This is a genomic window from Pseudomonas helleri, from assembly GCF_045830615.1.
GTDB lineage: Bacteria > Pseudomonadota > Gammaproteobacteria > Pseudomonadales > Pseudomonadaceae > Aquipseudomonas > Aquipseudomonas helleri.
Map to the genome: position 1 here is coordinate 1,894,981 of NZ_CP174501.1, position 19,438 is coordinate 1,914,418.

Sequence of the window (19,438 nt, forward strand, 5' to 3'; positions counted from 1 at the left end):
ACTTGGCCGCGGAACCCAGTTCAACAGAAATACTTCGAAACTTCTACCCTCACTTTAGAACTTTAACGCCTAGGGCTTGTGGCACCCGGTCATATTCAAAACGACTGAGAAAGGTTTACCAAGTGTTACCCCGGTTCGTTGTAGGCTGTGTGCGGCTTTCAACACTCGACCCCCTTTGCGGAACACCCCCATGCTCTCTTCCCGTCAGCGCCGTGCCATTCGTCTGGTCATTCATTTTGTAGCCCCTTACCGCTGGCATGCGGTCGGCGCCTTGCTGGCCCTGATCGTAACGGCGGGGATCACGCTGTCGATGGGGCAGGGCATTCGTTTGCTCGTCGACAAAGGCTTTATGACCCAGTCACCGCACATGCTCAACCAGTCCATTGGCTTGTTTTTGCTGCTGGTGCTGGGCTTGGCGGTGGGCACATTTGTGCGTTTCTACCTGGTATCGTGGATTGGCGAGCGGGTGGTAGCTGACATTCGTCGGCAAGTTTTCAATCACCTGATTGGTTTGCACCCCGGTTTCTACGAGAACAACCGCAGTTCAGAAATCCAGTCGCGGCTGACCACCGACACAACATTGCTGCAATCGGTCATCGGTTCTTCGCTGTCGTTGTTTTTGCGCAACAGCCTGATGGTGATTGGCGGCGTGGTGCTGCTGTTTATCACCAACCCCAAGCTCACCAGCATCGTCGTGGTCGCCTTGCCCTTGGTGTTGTCACCGATCTTGATCTTTGGTCGTCGCGTGCGCAGCTTGTCGCGTCAAAGCCAGGACCGCATCGCCGATGTGGGCAGCTACGTGGCCGAGGCCCTGACCCAGATCAAAACCGTCCAGGCCTACAACCATCAGCAACAAGACCAGCAGCGTTTTGCGCAAACCGTCGAAGGCGCCTTTGCCACGGCGCGCAAACGTATCTTGCAGCGGGCCTGGCTGATCACCCTGGTGATCTCGCTGGTGCTGGGCGCTGTCGGCGTCATGCTCTGGGTGGGCGGCATGGATGTTATCGCCGGGCGCATTACGGGCGGTGAACTGGCCGCGTTTGTGTTCTACAGCCTGGTGGTCGGCAGTGCCGTCGGCACCCTGAGTGAAGTCATTGGCGAACTGCAACAGGCGGCAGGGGCGGCAGAGCGGATCAGCGAACTGTTGCAGTCCAAGAGCCAGATCGTCGTACCGGACAGCGGGTTGCAAGTGTTGCCAGAGCGGGTTGAAGGCAACGTGCGCCTTGAAGATGTGTATTTTTCTTACCCGTCGCGTCCCGAAAGCTATGCGATTGCGCGCCTGAGCCTGACCATCAATGCAGGCGAAACTCTGGCCTTGGTCGGGCCATCCGGGGCTGGAAAATCGACCTTGTTTGACTTGCTGTTGCGTTTCTATGACCCCCAGCAAGGGCAAATCCTGCTGGAAGGGCGACCTGTCCAGCAACTTGATCCGCACGACTTGCGCCGCTGCTTTGCCCTGGTCTCGCAGACCCCGGCGCTGTTCTTTGGCTCGGTCGAAGATAACATCCGTTACGGCAACCCGCAGGCCACAGACGCTCAGGTCGAGGCGGCGGCGCGTATTGCCCATGCCCACGACTTCATCCTGCAAATGCCCCAGGGCTATAAAACCCACTTGGGCGATGGCGGTCAGGGGTTGTCGGGCGGGCAGCGGCAACGCCTGGCGATTGCCCGTGCACTGCTGGTGGATGCGCCGATTTTACTGTTGGACGAAGCCACCAGCGCGCTGGATGCGCAAAGTGAACACTTGATCCAGGAAGCGTTGCCCAGCCTGATGAAAGGCCGTACCACGCTGGTGATCGCCCATCGACTGGCGACGGTGCAGAATGCCGATCGCATTGCCGTGATGGATCAGGGCAAGCTGGTGGCGGTGGGCACGCATGCCCAATTGATAGCCAGTAACCCGCTGTATGCGCGGTTGGCAGCGTTGCAGTTCAACACGGCGGATAGCTAAACCGTAGGAGCGAGCTTGCCTCGCGATCTTTTAAACATCAAAAGATCGCGAGACAAGCTCGCTCCTACGCGGGGCTAACTCAGCGGTACTCGCACAGGTAAGCGGTATCTACGGCGACCTCAAGCTGAAACTTGCTGTTGGCCGGTACGTTGAACTGGCTGCCTGTCTTGAACGTTTCAAACTCGCTGCTGCCCGGCAGCTTGACCTTCAGCTCGCCCGAGACGACGTGCATGATTTCACGCTCGGCGGTGCCGAACTCGTATTTACCCGGGGCCATGACGCCAATAGTGGCTTTGCCTTCAGCTTGTGTGAACGCAATCGACTTGACGGTGCCGTCGAAGTATTCGTTGACTTTAAACATGGCGATTCCTCGGAATGGGTTAAAAAGGCTGGCCAGTATGCAGAAGCCGTTTTATCCCGTCACGCCCTTTTGTAGAGGCTCGGCGCTGCACTAAACCCGCAACACCAGAGGCAATAAACGCGCGGTATTGCGCGCATCTTCCAGGGCGCGGTGCTGCTGCCCGCTGAACTGCATACCGGCCAGTTGCAGCGCACTGTTGAGGCCCAGCGGCTGTTTTAGCTGGCGGACCTGGGCAAATTGTTGCTTGAGGTTCATATGCGGCAAACGCGCCAAGGCGCTGTCCAGCTGCTTTTGTTGCCATTCCTGTTCCAGTTGCCTGCGGTCGTACTCACCCCAGCTGGCCCAGCCTTCCAATTTGGGCAGATGCTGGCCCAGCCAGCGCTCGAACTGCTCCCAAACCTGTCCGGTAGGGCTGGCGTTATCAATATTGGCTTGAGTGATATGGGTTAATTGACGGCAAAAAGCAGTCAGCAGCGGGCGCCGTTGCGGCCGCACAAAACGCTGAAAGTGGTCTATTTCGCGCCCGGCACGGGTGACCACGCTGGCACCGATTTCGATGACTTCCATTTCTTCCAGAGGCCAGCCGCCGTCATCGGTGGTGGCTTCCAGGTCAATTACCAGCCAGTGAGGCATGTGCAGCTTTCCTTAAACAACATCGGCATTGAGGATGCAGCGTAGCTAATGCGCAGCCACGGGGCACTTAATTTGTAGTGGGCCACACCACGTTTGCTTGCTAGTCTAAGCGCGCTTAAATTACGGTCGTACTCGATCTCAGGTCCTGTACCCATTAATAAGTTCCAGTCGCGGGCGTCCCCGATGTGCACAGCGTTTAAGTGTTTGCCAATGTGGATGGTCCGCAGTGTGTTGCTGGCGCTGAGTGTCACCTTGATGTCGCCGGTGTGGGCCGCGCAGGAAATTCGCGTCGGTGCGGCGCATTTTCCGCCGTATATCGTGCGCCCGGAACGTGGTTCCGACACGGGCTTGCTGCAAAAATTGCTGAGTGCGATGAATGAGTTACAAACTGATTATAAATTCACCGCCGTCCCCACCTCGCTGGCGCGAAGGGTGCGTGATTTTGATCAGGGCCGCGTAGACCTGATCCTTTTTGAAAGCTCCAACTGGGGCTGGCAGGGTGTCGATTACAATGCTGTCGACCTTGGCCTTGTTGACTCGGAAGTGTTTATTGCCAAGCAACAGCCGGGGCGTGACCAATCTTACTTTGATGATTTAAAGGGGAAACGGCTGGCGCTTTTTTCCGGCTATCACTACGCCTTTGCAGACTTCAATCCTGCCCCCAGCTACTTGCTCAACCACTTTGACGCGACCTTGACCTACTCCCACGAGAGCAACCTGCAGATGGTCTTGCGCGGGCGGGTAGACATGACCTTGATGACGCGATCCAATCTCAATGACATGCTCAGACACAATCCGCAGTACAAATCTCGCGTGCTGATATCTGACCGTGCCGACCAGCGCTACCATCACTATGCTTTCATTCGGCCCCATGGCCCGATCAAAGCCGAAGAAGTGACCAAGTTGATCAAAACGCTCAAGGACAATGGCCAGTTAAAAGCGATTTTTGCCCCTTACGATATTGAAGTCCTCGAGACCGATTCCTAAATTTTGCCCCGCGGCCAACGTCACACAGCCTAACTGTTGACGAAAATCGTGAGTCCAAAATGACTGCAACCGCTTCGCACCCGCAGCGCCCGGCCAAACCCCAGGGCGAAGTCTATCGGCGCTTCGACCCCCAGCTTGGCGCCTGGATCTCCTTGCGTACGCTGGACATCGAGCTTGACCTCGAACGCTTCAACCGCTGGCAGAACACCCCGCGAGTACTGGCCTTCTGGGATGAAGGGGGCAGCCTTGACGACCATCGCCAGTACCTCGAAAAACTGGCTGATGACCCGCACACCCTGACCTTGATCGGTTGCTTTGACGACCAACCGTTTGCCTATTTCGAAGCCTATTGGGCCAAAGAAGATCGCATCGCGCCCTTTTACGACGCAGGCGACTACGACCGTGGCATTCACATGCTGGTGGGGGAGCAGGCCCATCGTGGGCCGCACAAGGTTGCCAGCTGGTTATCCGCCTTGACCGATTACCTGTTGCAGGACGACCCGCGCACCCGGCGCATCGTGGCTGAGCCCCGTGCTGACAACGACAAAATGATCGGTTACATGCAGGCGCAGGGCTATGCGCGGATCAAGGAATTCGACTTCCCGCACAAACGGGCGGCCTTGATGGTGCTGGAAAGGACAATCGAAAACCAACGCTAAAGCGACGTTCATTTTGTAGGAGCGAGCTCGCCTCGCGATCTTTAGATCTTCTTTTGATTTTCAAAGATCGCGAGCCCTCTCACAAAGAAGCTGATTTCAACGACGGCTAAAGGTATCTGGCTGGCTGCCCGAAACCTTGCGGCAGTGAATCAGCGCGTCGCGAATCATGAAGTTAACCAGTGTCGGCGACACCCCCAACTCCTTGGCAATGTCCTTTTGCTGCACACCGTGCAAGCGGTACATCTCAAACGCATAACGGGTGCGGCTTGGCAGCTCGGTCAGCGCGTCGGCGATGTTTTCCAGGGTCGAAAAATTGATATGCGAGGTTTCTGGCGAGGCGCCATTGATCACCACATTCAAGCCTTCCTCTTCTGTGCCCGAGTATTTCTGCTCCAGTGCCTGCTTGCGGTAGTGATCAATCGCCAGGTTGCGCACGATCTGGAACAGGTAGCTCAGCTGCGCCTTGAATGACGAGGTGATCTGCGGCGCGGACTGCAAACGGAAGAAAGCGTCCTGCACCACATCTTCGGCCCGGGATCGGCAGCCGGTGATCCGCGCTGCAATTTTGACCAGGATTAATCGGTTGTCGACAAAGGCTTGAAGTAAGGGTGAGTCACACCTGCTTGTGGACATTTGTTCCGTCATGGAGATCACCTGTGGCTAGTGAAAACGTGCGGGCCATTGCTCGGTTGGCGCCGTCACAGTGCGAAACAAACTAGGCTTAATGATAATGATTGTCAATTGAGAAAGGTAATTAGTACCGATCCTTTCAAGAGTTTGAGAAAAGCCTCACATCCCGTGCAGTTCGCTACAAATGGCCACTATCGCGAGGGCTAATTATTTGCCCGGGTCAACCGTTCACAAGGGGCGAAGGTCTGTGTTGCAGACCCGCGATGAACGGTTAACACAGGAGGGTGATATGGCGTTTGCATGTGCACGGGCGGCGTTTTACGGCGGTGGTGCTGACCATGACTGAAGTCATCCAGTTGCGCTTGTTTTGCCTGCCTTACTCCGGCGCCAGCGCCATGGCATACAGCCGTTGGCGCCGCTTGCTGCCCGCCTGGCTGCAGGTGCGGCCGCTGGAGTTACCGGGGCGCGGGATGCGAATGGACGAGCCCTTGCAGAGCGATATTCGCGCATTGGCCGGCCAGTTGGCCGATGAAATCAGCCCGGAACTGGACCGCCCTTACGCGTTGTTCGGCCACAGCCTGGGCGGTCTGTTGGCCTTTGAGCTGGCCCACGCCTTGCGTGAGCGCGGAGTGCCCGAGCCGCTGGCCTTGTTTGCATCTGCCACGGCCGGACCGGCCCGCCGAGATGTCAGCGAGTACGCGGTGGTCAAGACCAACGCGCAACTGATCGAGCGCTTGCGCGAACTCAACGGCACCCCCGAAGAGGTGCTGGCCAATGCCGAACTGATGCACCTGATGCTGCCGATACTGCGCGCCGACTTCCTGTTGTGCGGCAGTTTCAGGCACGACCGACGGGCGCCGTTGCCGCTACCCATTCACGTTTTTGGCGGCAAACAAGACAGCGTGCGCGCCGAGCAACTGCTCGATTGGCAGGCCGACACCAGCCGCGCGTTTTCCCTGGATATGTTTGAAGGCCATCACTTTTTTCTGCACCAGCAAGAAACCGCCTTGTTGCGTTGCCTGCGTCGTTACGCCGAAGAACACCTGCTGCGCTGGCGTCAGCAACAGGTTCGGCGAGTGCCCGGCTAAAGCGGCGCCATGCTTTCTCGTCTCTCAAACACACCGAATTTATGCAAAGCCGACTTCAGGCAGGAAATCCCATGATGGACGCGTTCGAACTCCCTGGCACCTTGGCCCAAGCCCTGCAACAACGTGCAGCCCAGACCCCGGATCGACTGGCATTACGCTTTTTGGGCGATGACCAGAGTGCCAGCCAGGTGCTGACCTATGCTGACCTGGATTTACGTGCGCGGACCTTTGCCGCAGCCTTGCAGGCCAATGCAGCGGTTGGCGATCGCGCGGTCTTGCTGTTGCCCAGCGGCCCGGACTACGTCGCGGCGTTTTTTGCCTGCCTGTACGCCGGAGTGATCGCCGTTCCGGCGTATCCGCCGGAGTCGTCGCGCCGCCACCATCAGGAGCGTTTGCTGTCAATCCTGAGCGACGCCGAACCGCGCGTGCTGCTGACCAGCAGCCATTTGCGCGAGTCCTTGCTGGCCCTGCCCGAACTCACCTGCGCTGATGCGCCCGCGTTGCTGTGTGTCGACAGCCTTGAACCGAGCTTGGCGCAAGGCTGGCAGGCGGTGGTGTTGCAGGCCGATGACATCGCCTTTTTGCAATACACCTCAGGCTCCACCGCCATGCCCAAGGGCGTGCAAGTCACCCACGGCAATTTGGTGGCTAACGAGTTGCTGATTCGCCGTGGATTTGGCATCGACCTCAACCCCGACGACGTGATTGTCAGCTGGTTGCCGCTGTACCACGACATGGGCTTGATCGGTGGCCTGCTGCAACCAATTTTCAGCGGTGTGCCGTGCATCCTGATGTCGCCCGCGTACTTTTTGACCCGCCCGCTGCGTTGGCTCGAAGCCATCAGCGAATACGGCGGGACCATCAGCGGCGGGCCGGACTTTGCCTATCGGCTGTGCAGCGAGCGGGTCAGTGAAAACGCGCAGGCCGGGCTGGACTTAAGCCGCTGGCGCGTGGCCTATTCAGGCTCTGAGCCGATCCGCCAGGACACCCTGGTGCGTTTTGCCGAAAAATTTGCCCCGTGCGGTTTTAACTCCGCTAGCTATTTCGCCTCTTACGGGCTGGCCGAGGCTACGTTGTTTGTCGCAGGCGGGCAGCGCGGGCAGGGCATCCCGGCCCTGAACCTGAATGAACTGGAGCTGGCCAACAACCGCATCGTGCCGGGCGACGGCTGCGCGGTGATGAGCTGCGGTACTCAGCAGCCGCAACATGCGGTGCAAATCGTCGACCCACACTCGTTCGAGCCCTTGGCGGATAACCGCGTCGGTGAAGTCTGGGCCTGCGGGCCAAGCATCGCCCACGGCTACTGGCGCAACCCGCACGCCAGCGCCCAGACATTTGTTGCACATCAGGGCGCCACATGGCTGCGCACCGGCGACCTGGGTTTTATCCATGAAGGCCAGCTGTACATCACCGGGCGCTTGAAAGACCTGCTGATCGTGCGCGGCCATAACCTCTACCCGCAAGACATCGAAGCCACCATCGAGCGTGAAGTCGAGGTGGTGCGTAAAGGTCGTGTGGCGGCGTTCGCGGTCAATGTCAAAGGCGAGGAGGGGATTGGCATTGCCGCCGAAATCAGCCGCAGCGTGCAAAAAATCATGCCCGCCAACGCCCTGATCACGGCCATTCGCCAGGCTGTGGCCGAAGCCTGCCAGCAAGCACCAAGCGTGGTCGTATTGCTCAATCCGGGGGCGTTGCCAAAAACCTCCAGCGGCAAACTCCAGCGCTCGGCCTGCCGCAGCCGTCTGGCTGATGGCAGCCTGGACAGCTACGCGCAGTTCCCGTGTGACGACGCTCAGCCGGCCAACAATGATCCGGCGCAGCCAGCCCATCAGTTGGAGGCGCTGATTGCGTGGATCTGGTGCGAGCATTTGCAGGTCGAGCAAGTGGCCGCTGACGATCATTTCTTCCTGCTGGGCGGCAACTCGATTCTGGCCACGCAAACCATCGCCCGCCTGCGTGAAGAACTGAAACTGGAACTCAACCTGCGCCTGTTGTTCGAGGCGCCGACCTTGAGCGCCTTCACCGCCCGGGTCGCGGCGTTGCAGCAGGATGGCGGCCTGGCCCAGGGCAGCATCGTCGGCTTGAGCCGCGATGAGCCGCTGCCGCAATCGCTGGCGCAAAACCGGTTGTGGTTTATGTGGCAGCTCGACCCGCAGAGCAGCGCCTACACCATTCCCGGCGCCTTGCGCTTGCGCGGCGAGCTGAACGAAACCGCGCTGTGCAGCAGCTTCGCGCACTTGGTCGAACGCCACGAAGCCCTGCGCACGCGCTTTTATGAGCGCGATGGCCAAGCCTGGCAGCGGGTTGAGGCCGCCGCAGATTTTGATTTGCAAGTCATCGACATCAGCGATTTACCCGCCGCCGAACGAGAAGCGCGGGCGCAACAGATCCGCGACGACGAAGCCCGCACCCAGTTCGACCTGAGCAACGGCCCGCTGTTCTGGGTCACTTTGGTCAAGCTCGATGACGAAGAGCACCAACTGCTGCTGACCTTGCACCACATCATTGCGGACGGCTGGTCGCTCAACTTGCTCATCGACGAGTTCTCGCGGCTGTATGCGGCGGCCTGCCTGGAGCAACCGTTAGCGCTGGCGCCGCTGACTTTGCACTACGCCGACTACGGCAGTTGGCAGCGCCAATGGCTGGCTCAGGGCGAAGCCGAGCGCCAGCTCGGTTACTGGAAACAACAGCTGGGCGACGAGCAGCCGACCTTGCAACTGGCCACCGATTACCCGCGTTCGGCCGCGCAGCAACACAGCGCGTCGCGCTACAGCGTGCGCCTGGAGGCACCGCTTGCCGAGGCGTTACGTGAGACAGCAAAGGCCCATGACAGCACGCCATTTATGCTGCTGTTGGCGACGTTCCAGACCTTGTTGTATCGCTATACCGGCCAGCGCGATATCCGCATTGGCGTGCCGAGCGCCAACCGCCCGCGTCAGGAAACCCATGGCCTGATCGGCTTTTTCATCAATACCCTGGTGCTGCGCGCGCAACTGGACGGGCGCCTGCCATTTGCCCAATTGCTCGAGCAAACCCGCCTTGCCACGCTGGATGCCCAAGCGCATCAGGACCTGCCCTTTGAGCAACTGCTGGAAGCCTTCCCGCAGGCCCGTGAACACGGCCTGTTCCAGGTCCTGTTCAATCATCAGCAACGCGACCTGAGTGCTTTGCGGCGTTTGCCGGGCTTGCTCGCCGAAGAGCTGGAATGGCACAGCCGCGAAGCCAAATTCGACTTGCAGTTGCACAGCGAAGAAGACTGTCAGGGCCGCCTGAAACTATCATTCGACTACGCCGATGAACGATTTGAGGCCAGCACCATTGCGCAACTGGCCGAGCATTTTGTCAGCCTCTTGCGCCAAGTTTGCGCTGATAGCCGCCAGGCTCTGGCTGACCTGCACCTGCTCAGCCCGCAGCAATTGCTTGAACAGGCGCGCTGGAGCGAAGCGCCGTGTGCTCCCGCGCAGCAATGGCTGCCACAGCAGCTTGAACAGCAAGCGCAGCTCACCCCGGAGCACATCGCGCTGTTGTGGGACGGCGGCAGCCTCGATTACGCCCATCTGCATGGGCACGCCAACCGCCTGGCCAACTACTTGCGTGACAAGGGCGTGGGCCCGGATGTGCCGGTGGCGATTGCCGTTGAACGCTCGCCGCAACTGCTGATCGGCCTGCTGGCGATTCTCAAGGCGGGCGGCGCCTATGTGCCTCTGGACCCGGACTACCCGCCCGAGCGTCTGGCCTACATGCTGCAGGATTGCGGTGCAGCACTGTTGCTGACCCAAAGCCATCTGCTGCCGCGTTTGCCGAGTGTCGAGGCCCTTAGTGTGATCGCCATGGACGGCCTCAATCTCGACAGCTGGTCCCCCCATGCGCCGGGGCTGCACCTGCACGGCGACAACCTGGCCTACGTGATTTACACCTCGGGCTCGACCGGCCAGCCCAAAGGCGTCGGCAACACCCATGCAGCCCTGAGTGAGCGTTTGCAGTGGATGCAAGCCACCTACGGCCTGGGCGCCGACGATGTGCTGATGCAAAAGGCCCCGATCAGTTTTGACGTGTCAGTGTGGGAGTGCTTCTGGCCGTTGATCACCGGTTGCCGTCTGGTGCTGGCCGGGCCGGGAGAGCACCGCGACCCGCAGCGCATCGCGCAGTTGGTGCAGCAGTTCGGGGTGACCACGTTGCACTTTGTGCCGCCGTTGTTGCGTCTGTTTGTCGATGCACCGCAGGCCTTGCAGTGCCGCACGTTGCGTCGGCTTTTCAGTGGCGGCGAAGCCTTGCCCGCCGAGCTGCGCAATCGTGTGCTGCAACAATTACCCGCCGTACAGTTGCATAACCGCTACGGCCCGACGGAGACCGCGATCAACGTCACCCACTGGCAGTGTGCACATGATGACGGCGAGCGTTCGCCCATTGGCAGACCCTTGGGCAACGTGGTGTGCCGGGTGCTCGACAGCGAATTGAACCCGCTGCCGGTGGGTGTGCCGGGGGAATTGTGCATCGGCGGCATTGGCCTGGCGCGTGGCTATCTGGAGCGTCCGGGGCTGACGGCTGAGCGCTTTATTGCTGACCCGCTGGGCGAGCCGGGGGCGCGGCTGTACCGCACCGGTGATCAGGTGCGCTGGAACCGCGATGGCGCCCTCGACTACCTCGGGCGTCTGGATCAGCAGGTCAAACTGCGCGGTTTTCGCGTCGAGCCGCAAGAGATCGAAGCGCGCTTGCTGGCCCAGCCTGAGGTGGCGCAGGCGGCGGTATTGATTCGCGACACCCAGGCCGGGCCGCAACTGATCGGCTACTACACGGCGCTCGACGGGGCGCTGCCCGAGGCCGAACACAGCGTGCAACTTAAAGCCGCACTGGCCGCCGAACTGCCGGATTATATGGTCCCCGCGCAGTTGTTGCGCCTTGAACGCATGCCCCTGAGCCCGAGTGGCAAGCTTGATCGCCGGGCCTTGCCGGAGCCGGTGTGGCACGTGCGCGAGCACGTCGAGCCTCAGACTGAACTGCAACAACGCATCGCTGCAATCTGGCGCGAAGTGCTGGGGCAGGCCCGAATTGGCCTCAATGACGACTTCTTCGCCCTGGGCGGGCACTCGCTGCTGGCTACACAAATCGTTGCCCGCGTGCGTCAGGCCTGTGACGTTGAACTGGCTTTACGCAGCTTGTTTGAAAGCAGCGAGCTGGGCGCATTTGTCGAGCAGGTTGCGCAAATCCAGGCCTGCGGCCAGCGCAACACGCAACGGCCGATTCAGTTGGCGGATCGCAGCCAGCCGGTGGCGCTGTCGTACTCCCAGCAGCGCATGTGGTTCCTCTGGCACATGGAGCCCGACAGCCCGGCCTACAACGTCGGCGGCATGGCGCGTTTGAAGGGCTTGCTGGACGTCGAGCGTTTCGAGGCGGCATTGCAGGCATTGCTAATGCGCCACGAAACCCTGCGCACCACGTTCCCCAGCGTCAATGGCGTGCCTTGCCAACAGGTGCACCGCGACACGCGCCTTAGCCTGGGCTGGCTGGACCTGAGCGCCCTGGACGGCACTGCCCGTGAGCAGCGTTTGCAAGCCATGGCCGACAGCGAGGCGCATCAGCCGTTTGATCTGGAGCGCGGGCCGTTACTGCGCGCCCATATGGTCAAGGCCGCCGCCCGCGAGCACTACTTTGTCCTGACCTTGCATCACATCGTCACTGAAGGCTGGGCGATGGATATTTTTGCCCGCGAACTGGGCGAGTTGTACGAAGCGTTTGTGGATGATCGCGCCTCGCCGTTGCTGCCGCTGGCCGTGCAATACCTCGACTACAGCGTGTGGCAACGCCAGTGGCTGGAGTCGGGCGAGCGTCAGCGCCAGCTCGATTACTGGACCGCCAAACTTGGCACCGAGCATCCGCTGCTCGAACTGCCCGGCGACCGGCCTCGGCCTGCGGTGCAGAGCCATCAGGGCGGGTTGTACCGCTTTGACCTCAGCGACGAGTTGGCCGCAAAACTGCGAGGGTTCAATGCCGAACACGGCCTGACCCTGTTCATGACCATGACCGCCACCCTGGCGCTGCTGCTCTACCGCTACAGCGGCCAGACCGACCTGCGCATCGGCGCGCCGGTGGCCAACCGCATCCGTCCGGAAAGCGAAGGGCTGATCGGGGCTTTTCTTAACACCCAGGTACTGCGCTGCGAACTGGATGGCCACATGCGCGTGGCTGAACTGCTGGAGCAGGTGCGCCAGACCGTCATCGAAGGCCAGTCGCATCAGGACTTGCCGTTTGATCATCTGGTCGAAGCCCTGCAACCCCCGCGTAGCGCTGCTTACAACCCGCTGTTTCAAGTGATGTGCAACGTGCAGCGCTGGGAGTTCCAGCAAAGCCGGACACTGGCAGGCATGACAGTGGAGTTTTTGCCCAACGATGCGCGGGCGACCAAGTTCGACCTCAACCTGGAAGTCACTGACCTCGACCACCGCTTGGGCTGCTGCCTGACCTACAGCACTGATTTGTTTGATGAGCCGCGCATCGCCAGCATGGCCGAGCACTGGCGCAATCTGCTGCACGCGCTGCTGGCCGACCCGCAACAACGGCTGAGCGAGTTGCCGCTGTTGGATGGCGCTGAACAACAGCGCTTGCTGGACGGGCTGGCACCTGTAGCGGGTGAGCAGCGTCTCGATCACTGCGTGCATGTTCTGTTTGCGGAGCAAGCCCGAATGCGTCCTGCGGCCATCGCCTTGACCTTCGGCGGGCAGCACTTGAGCTACGCCGAACTTGAAGGCCGCGCCAATCAACTGGCCTGGAAGCTGCGCGAGCTGGGCGTAGGCCCGCAGGTGCGGGTGGGGCTGGCACTGGAACGCTCGCTGGACATGGTCGTCGGCCTGCTGGCGATCCTCAAGGCGGGCGGCGCCTACGTGCCGCTCGACCCGGAATACCCGCTGGAACGCTTGCAGTACATGATCGAAGACAGCGGCATCAGCGTGTTGTTGAGCCATCGCAGCCTGTTTGCCGCGCTGGGTGAATTGCCCTCAAGCGTCGTGCGCTGGAGTCTCGAAGACGACGGCCCGCAACTGGCCGCGTACCCGTCCAGCGCACTGCCGTTTATCAATTTGCCACAGCATCAGGCGTATTTGATCTACACCTCGGGCTCCACCGGCCAGCCCAAGGGCGTGGTGGTTTCCCACGGCGAGATCGCCATGCATTGTCAGGCGGTGATTGAGCGGTTTGGCATGCGTGCGGATGACTGTGAACTGCACTTTTATTCGATCAACTTCGACGCTGCCACCGAGCGTTTGCTGGTGCCGCTGCTCAGTGGTGCGCGGCTGGTGCTGAGGGCGCAAGGGCAGTGGGACGCCGAAGCAATCTGCCAACTGATCCGTGAGCAACAGGTCAGTATTCTGGGCTTCACCCCCAGCTACGGCAGTCAATTGGCCCAGTGGCTGGCCAGCCGTGGGCAAACTTTGCCGGTGCGCATGTGCATCACCGGCGGCGAAGCATTGACCGGCGAGCACTTGCAGCGCATCCGTTCGGCCTTCCAGCCGAGCGTGTTTTTCAATGCCTACGGCCCGACCGAAACCGTGGTCATGCCGCTGGCCAGTCTGGCACCGGAACAGCTGGCCGATGGCGCTGCCAGTGTCCCAATCGGTGAGGTCATCGGTGCACGGGTGGCCTATATTCTCGACAGCCATCTGGCGCTGGTGCCCCAAGGCGCCACCGGCGAACTGTACATCGGCGGCGCCGGGCTGGCGCAGGGTTATCATCAGCGTCCGGGGCTGACGGCCGAACGCTTTGTGGCAGACCCGTTTGCGCGCAATGGCGGGCGCTTGTACCGCACCGGCGACTTGGTGCACCAGCGCGCTGACGGTCTGGTGGAATACCTGGGGCGTGTTGATCATCAGGTCAAAATCCGGGGTTTTCGCATCGAACTGGGCGAGATCGAAAGCCACTTGCTCGGGCATCCGGCGGTACGTGAAGCCGTGGTGCTGGCGTTGGACATGCCGGGTGGCAAGCAACTGGCGGCCTGGCTGGTGTGTGATGAACAGGCTGAGGCGGGTGCGTTGCGCGAAGCGCTCAAGGCCCGGCTCAAGGCGCAACTGCCGGATTACATGGTGCCCGCGCACTTGATGCTGCTGGACAGCATGCCGCTGACCGCCAACGGCAAGCTCGACCGCCGCGCCTTGCCAGCGCCCGATGTTGAGCTCAATCGCCAACTCTACGTGGCCCCGCGCAATGCACTGCAAGCCAGTTTGGCCAAGGTGTGGGGCGAGGTGCTGAACCTTGAGCATGTCGGTCTTAATGACAACTTTTTCGAGCTGGGCGGCGACTCGATCCTGTCGATTCAAGTGGTCAGCCGCGCCCGGCAATTGGGGATTCACTTCAGCCCCCGTGACCTGTTCCAGCATCAAACCGTGCAGGCGCTGGCGAGCGTTGCGACCCAGACCGAGCAACTGACCGCCGAACAGGGCGTACTCACTGGCGAATCGGCGCTGACGCCGATTCAACAGTGGTTCTTTGATACCGACATGCCGCAACGCGGGCACTGGAACCAGTGCGTGCTGCTGCAACCTGCCGAACCTCTTGAGCCGGCCTTGCTGGAGCGGGCGCTACTGGCCCTGGTGATGCATCACGACGCCTTGCGCCTGAGCTTTGAGCAACACGGCGGTCAATGGCAAGCGCAGTACCTGGGCGCTGCGCAGCAACCGTTGCTGTGGCAAACCAGCGTGGCGGACCTGCGAGACTGCGCAGAGCTGTTTAACGACGCGCAACGCAGTCTCGATCTGCACGCAGGGCCGCTGCTGCGCGCGGTACTGGTCGATGTCCCGCACGGGGAGCAACGCCTGTTGCTGGCGGCCCACCATTTGGCGGTCGACGGGGTGTCCTGGCGGGTCTTGCTGGAAGACTTACAGGCGCTGTATCGCCAGCAGCCATTGCCCGCGAAAACCAGCGCATTCAGGGCGTGGGCCAATCGTTTGCACGCTTATGCCAGCAGTGATTCGCTGCGTGAAGAGCTGGGCCTGTGGCAAGCGCACCTCAAGGGGCCAGCGGTGGAGCTACCGGGCGTTAACCGTCATGGCGGACGGCAACATCTGCACGGGCAAACGCTCAGTGTGCGGCTGGACGAGGCACGCACCCGGCAACTGCTGCAACAGGTGCCCAGCGTCTATCGCACACAGATCAACGATGTGCTGCTGACTGCGCTGGCGCGGGTGATCTGCCGCTGGACCGGCCAACCGTCGACAATGGTGCAACTTGAAGGTCACGGCCGCGAAACCCTGTTCGATGACATCGACTTGAGCCGCACCGTGGGCTGGTTCACCAGCGCTTATCCGCTGCGCCTGACGCCGAGCAGCCACCTGGGGCAGAGCGCTTCGATCAAGGCCATCAAGGAGCAATTGCGACACGTACCACACAAAGGCCTGGGTTACGGCGTGTTGCGCTACCTGAGCGACCCGGTCACGGGGCAAGCCCTGGCCGCGTTGCCCGAGGCACCGATCACCTTTAACTACCTTGGCCAGTTTGACCAGAGCTTTGCCAGCGATGCGCTGTTCCGCCCGCTGGACGAGCCGACCGGCATCGCCCACGACTCGCAGGCTCCATTGCCCAACGAGTTGAGCATCGACAGCCAGGTGTATGGTGGCGAGTTGGTTTTGCGTTGGACCTTCAGCGCCGAGCGCTATCAGCTCCAAGCCATTGAAGCGCTGGCCCAAGACTATCTCGCTGAGCTTGAAAGCCTGATTGCCCACTGCCTGAGCAGCGATGCGGGCGGGTTGACGCCATCGGACTTCCCGCTGGCCAAACTCAGTCAGGCGCAACTCGACAGCTTGCCGGTGGCGGCAGGCCTGATTGAAGACGTGTACCCCATGACCCCGATGCAAGAAGGCATGTTGCTGCACACCTTGCTCGAACCGGGCACCGGGCTGTACTACATGCAGGACCGCTACCGGATTGACAGCGCCCTCGACCCGCAACGTTTCGCCCAGGCCTGGCAGTCAGTGGTGGCGCGGCATGAGGCCTTGCGTGCGTCGTTCTGCTGGAACGCGGGCGAAGGCATGCTGCAAATCATCCATCGTCCCGGCAACACCGAAGTCGACTACCTCGACTGGAGCCGCGAGCCGCAAGACAGCCACGAAGAACGTCTGCAGGCGCTGCTCAAGCGCGAGCGCGAAGCCGGTTTTGATCTGCTCAATCAGGCGCCATTCCACCTGCGCCTGATCCGTGTGGGCGAGGCGCGTTACTGGTTCATGATGAGCAATCACCACATCCTCATCGATGCCTGGTGCCGTTCGTTGCTGATGAGCGACTTTTTTGAAATCTACAGTGCGCTGGGCGAAGGTCGCGCCCCACAACTGGCCACGCCGCCGCGTTATCGCGAGTACATCAACTGGCTGCAACAGCAAGACCTGCAGCAGGCCAACGCCTGGTGGCAGCGCAACCTGCAAGGCTTTGAACAGACCACTTACATCCCCACCGACCGGCCTTTGCTGCGCGAGCATGCGGGCGCTAGCGGCGGCATGCTGGTGGGCGACTGCTACACCCGGCTTGAGGTCAAAGATGGCGTGCGTTTGCGTGAACTGGCGCAGCAGCACCAATTGACCATCAACACCTTTGCCCAGGCGGCATGGGCGTTGGTGCTGCGACGCTTAAGCGGTGAGCGCGACGTGGTGTTTGGCGTTACCGTGGCCGGGCGCCCGGTGCAACTGCCGCAGATGCAGCAGACGGTCGGGCTGTTTATCAACAGCGTGGCCCTGCGTGTGCAGATGCCCGAAGACGGTCAGGTGCTGAGCGTTCGGCAATGGTTGAGCGCCTTGCTCGAACACAATATGGAGCTGCGCGAGTATGAATACTTGCCGCTGGTGACGATTCAGGAGCGCAGCGAGCTGCCCAAAGGCCAGCCGTTGTTCGACAGCCTGTTTGTGTTCGAGAACGCGCCGGTCGATATGTCGGTGCTGGACCGGGCCCAGAGCCTGAACGCCACCTCGGACTCAGGCCGCACCCATACCAACTTCCCGCTCACCGCTGTGTGCTACCCCGGCGATGACCTGGGCTTGCACCTGTCTTACGACCAGCGCTTTTTTGAGCGCAGCAGCGTTGAGCGCCTGCTCAGTGAGTTCAAGCGCTTGTTGCTGGCCTTGATGGACGGCGTCAATGGCGATATGGCCGACTTGCCTTTGCTGGGCGAGGCCGAGCAACAGTTCCTTATAGAAGGCTGCAACCAAAGCCAGCGCGAGTACCCGTTGCAGCACAGCTATGCCGAACTGTTCGAAGCCCAAGTAGCAGCGCATCCGCAGCGCATCGCGGCCGGTTGTCTGGAGCAGCAGTGGAGTTACCACGAACTGAACCAGCGCAGTAACCGCCTGGGCCATGCCTTGATCGCAGGCGGTGTGCGTATGGACCAGCCGGTGGCGCTACTGGCGGAGCGCGGGCTGGATATGCTGGGCATGATCATTGGCAGCTTCAAGGCCGGGGCGGGCTATTTGCCGCTGGATCCGGCGCTGCCGGGGCCGCGTCTGAGCCGCATTTTGGAATTGAGCCGCACGCCTGTGCTGGTCTGCACCCAGGCCTGTCGCGAGCAGGTGCAAGCCTTGCTCGATGAGTCAGGTTGCGCCGTGCGTCCACGGCTACTGGTATGGGAAGACGTGCAAACCGGGGAGTGGGCGGATCACAACCCGCAGGTCTACAGCGGCCCGGATAACCTCGCCTACGTCATCTACACCTCGGGTTCCACCGGGTTGCCCAAAGGCGTGATGGTCGAGCAACGCGGCATGCTCAACAACCAGTTGAACAAAGTGCCGTACCTGCAACTGAGCGAGGATGATGTGATTGCGCAGACTGCCTCGCAAAGCTTCGATATTTCGGTATGGCAGTTCCTCGCAGCCCCCTTGTTCGGTGCGCGGGTCGAGATCGTGCCTAACGCCATCGCCCACGATCCGCAAGCCTTGCTGGCGCAGGTCAATGCCCAAGGTATCAGCGTGCTGGAAAGTGTGCCGTCGCTGATTCAAGGCATGCTGGCCGAGGCCCCTGTTGAACTGAACGGCTTGCGCTGGATGCTGCCCACCGGCGAGGCCATGCCGCCTGAACTGGCGCAGCAATGGCTGTTGCGTTACCCCGAGATTGGCCTGGTCAATGCTTATGGCCCGGCCGAATGTTCGGATGACGTGGCGTTCTTCCGCGTTGATCATGGGGCGACTCAAGGCAGCTACTTGCCGATTGGTACGCCGACCGACAACAACCGTCTGTACCTGCTCGATGACGCGCTGCAACTGGTCGCACTCGGCGCGGTGGGTGAGTTGTGCGTGGCAGGCACCGGCGTGGGCCGGGGTTATGTCAGTGACCCGCTGCGCACCGCGCTGGCCTTTGTGCCGAACCCGTTCGGTGCACCGGGTGAGCGTTTGTACCGCACCGGCGACCTGGCGCGGCGGCGCAGCGACGGGGTGCTGGAGTACGTAGGGCGTATCGACCATCAAGTGAAAATTCGCGGTTATCGGATCGAACTGGGGGAAATCGAAGCGCGCCTGCATGAACAACCAGAACTGCGTGACGCGGCGGTCAGTGCGCAGGAAGGGCCCAATGGCAAATACCTGGTCGGCTATCTGGTGGCCGCGCAAACGGCCCTCGGCCTGAGCGAGCGGCTGGACCGGGTCAAACAGCGCCTGCGCGCTGAACTGCCGGACTACATGGTGCCGCTGCATTGGCTGTGGCTGGAGCGACTGCCCCTCAACGCCAATGGCAAACTCGACCGCAAGGCACTGCCTGCTGTAGACATCGGCCAGTTGCAGCGTGAGGACTACCTGGCGCCACGCACTGAGCTGGAACACACCTTGGCGGGCATCTGGAGTGAAGTCCTGAGCGTCGAGCGGGTAGGGGTCAACGACAACTTCTTCGAGCTGGGCGGCCATTCCTTGCTGGCGACACAAATCGCCTCGCGGGTACAGAAAGTACTGCAACGCAACGTGCCGTTACGGGCGATGTTTGAATGCAGTTGCGTCGCCGAGTTGGCGGTGTACATCGAAGGGCTACAAAGCAGCGAAATCAACGAGGAAAAAGTCGATCGCCTGAGCGACCTGATGGCCGAACTCGAAGGGCTGTAACAACCCCCCCTGTAGGAGCCGAGCTTGCCTCGCGATCTGTTGATTTTGATCTGGCTTGTGATCTTGGTCTAAGAGGC

7 protein-coding genes and 1 pseudogene are annotated in these 19,438 nt (G+C 61.0%); 5 read left to right on the plus strand and 3 right to left on the minus strand.

The genetic code is table 11. The features are described 5' to 3' along the window. Positions 1–190 precede the first annotated feature (190 nt). Positions 191–1,951, plus strand: coding sequence for an ABC transporter transmembrane domain-containing protein (locus ACJJU9_RS08680; RefSeq protein WP_407730473.1), 1,761 nt, complete (start codon positions 191–193; stop codon positions 1,949–1,951). 79 nt (positions 1,952–2,030) lie between these two features. Here the strand turns inward: ACJJU9_RS08680 and ACJJU9_RS08685 are convergent, their stop codons facing one another. After that, positions 2,031–2,312, minus strand: coding sequence for a pyrimidine/purine nucleoside phosphorylase (locus tag ACJJU9_RS08685; RefSeq protein WP_048368843.1), 282 nt, complete (start codon positions 2,310–2,312; stop codon positions 2,031–2,033). A gap of 90 nt (positions 2,313–2,402) precedes the next feature. Then, entirely contained in the window at positions 2,403–2,945 is a 543-nt protein-coding gene (locus ACJJU9_RS08690; protein ID WP_153326657.1) for an exonuclease domain-containing protein, read from the minus strand. Between the two features lie 210 nt (positions 2,946–3,155). Here ACJJU9_RS08690 and ACJJU9_RS08695 point away from each other — a divergent pair, with 210 nt between their 5' ends. Together ACJJU9_RS08695 and ACJJU9_RS08700 are read left to right on the plus strand one after the other, a co-directional pair. Next, positions 3,156–3,932, plus strand: coding sequence for a substrate-binding periplasmic protein (locus ACJJU9_RS08695; protein WP_407730474.1), 777 nt, complete (start codon positions 3,156–3,158; stop codon positions 3,930–3,932). Between the two features lie 77 nt (positions 3,933–4,009). After that, positions 4,010–4,591: pseudogene (locus ACJJU9_RS08700) on the plus strand (GNAT family N-acetyltransferase); the annotation flags it as partial. Positions 4,592–4,687: 96 nt separating this feature from the next. On the opposite strand, the gene ACJJU9_RS08705 reads toward ACJJU9_RS08700, so the two are convergent. Beyond that, entirely contained in the window at positions 4,688–5,236 is a 549-nt protein-coding gene (locus ACJJU9_RS08705) for an RNA polymerase factor sigma-70 (protein WP_048368846.1), read from the minus strand. A 323-nt stretch (positions 5,237–5,559) separates the two neighbouring features. Here ACJJU9_RS08705 and ACJJU9_RS08710 point away from each other — a divergent pair, with 323 nt between their 5' ends. Together ACJJU9_RS08710 and ACJJU9_RS08715 are read left to right on the plus strand one after the other, a co-directional pair. After that, the gene (locus tag ACJJU9_RS08710; RefSeq protein WP_407730475.1) at positions 5,560–6,309 is read left to right on the plus strand and encodes a thioesterase II family protein; all 750 of its coding nucleotides are present in this window, start codon (positions 5,560–5,562) and stop codon (positions 6,307–6,309) included. Positions 6,310–6,380: 71 nt separating this feature from the next. Next, positions 6,381–19,361, plus strand: a complete 12,981-nt coding sequence (locus ACJJU9_RS08715; RefSeq protein WP_407730476.1) for a non-ribosomal peptide synthetase — start codon at positions 6,381–6,383, stop codon at positions 19,359–19,361. Positions 19,362–19,438: the final 77 nt, after the last annotated feature.

Bases quoted from the DNA above. Each gene is read 5' to 3' on its own strand.
- ACJJU9_RS08705 (WP_048368846.1), bottom strand. From the start codon at position 5,236: ATGACGGAACAAATGTCCACAAGCAGGTGTGACTCACCCTTACTTCAA.
- ACJJU9_RS08710 (WP_407730475.1), top strand. From the start codon at position 5,560: ATGACTGAAGTCATCCAGTTGCGCTTGTTTTGCCTGCCTTACTCCGGC.
- ACJJU9_RS08715 (WP_407730476.1), top strand. From the start codon at position 6,381: ATGATGGACGCGTTCGAACTCCCTGGCACCTTGGCCCAAGCCCTGCAA.
- ACJJU9_RS08680 (WP_407730473.1), top strand. From the start codon at position 191: ATGCTCTCTTCCCGTCAGCGCCGTGCCATTCGTCTGGTCATTCATTTT.
- ACJJU9_RS08690 (WP_153326657.1), bottom strand. From the start codon at position 2,945: ATGCCTCACTGGCTGGTAATTGACCTGGAAGCCACCACCGATGACGGC.
- ACJJU9_RS08685 (WP_048368843.1), bottom strand. From the start codon at position 2,312: ATGTTTAAAGTCAACGAATACTTCGACGGCACCGTCAAGTCGATTGCG.
- ACJJU9_RS08695 (WP_407730474.1), top strand. From the start codon at position 3,156: ATGTGGATGGTCCGCAGTGTGTTGCTGGCGCTGAGTGTCACCTTGATG.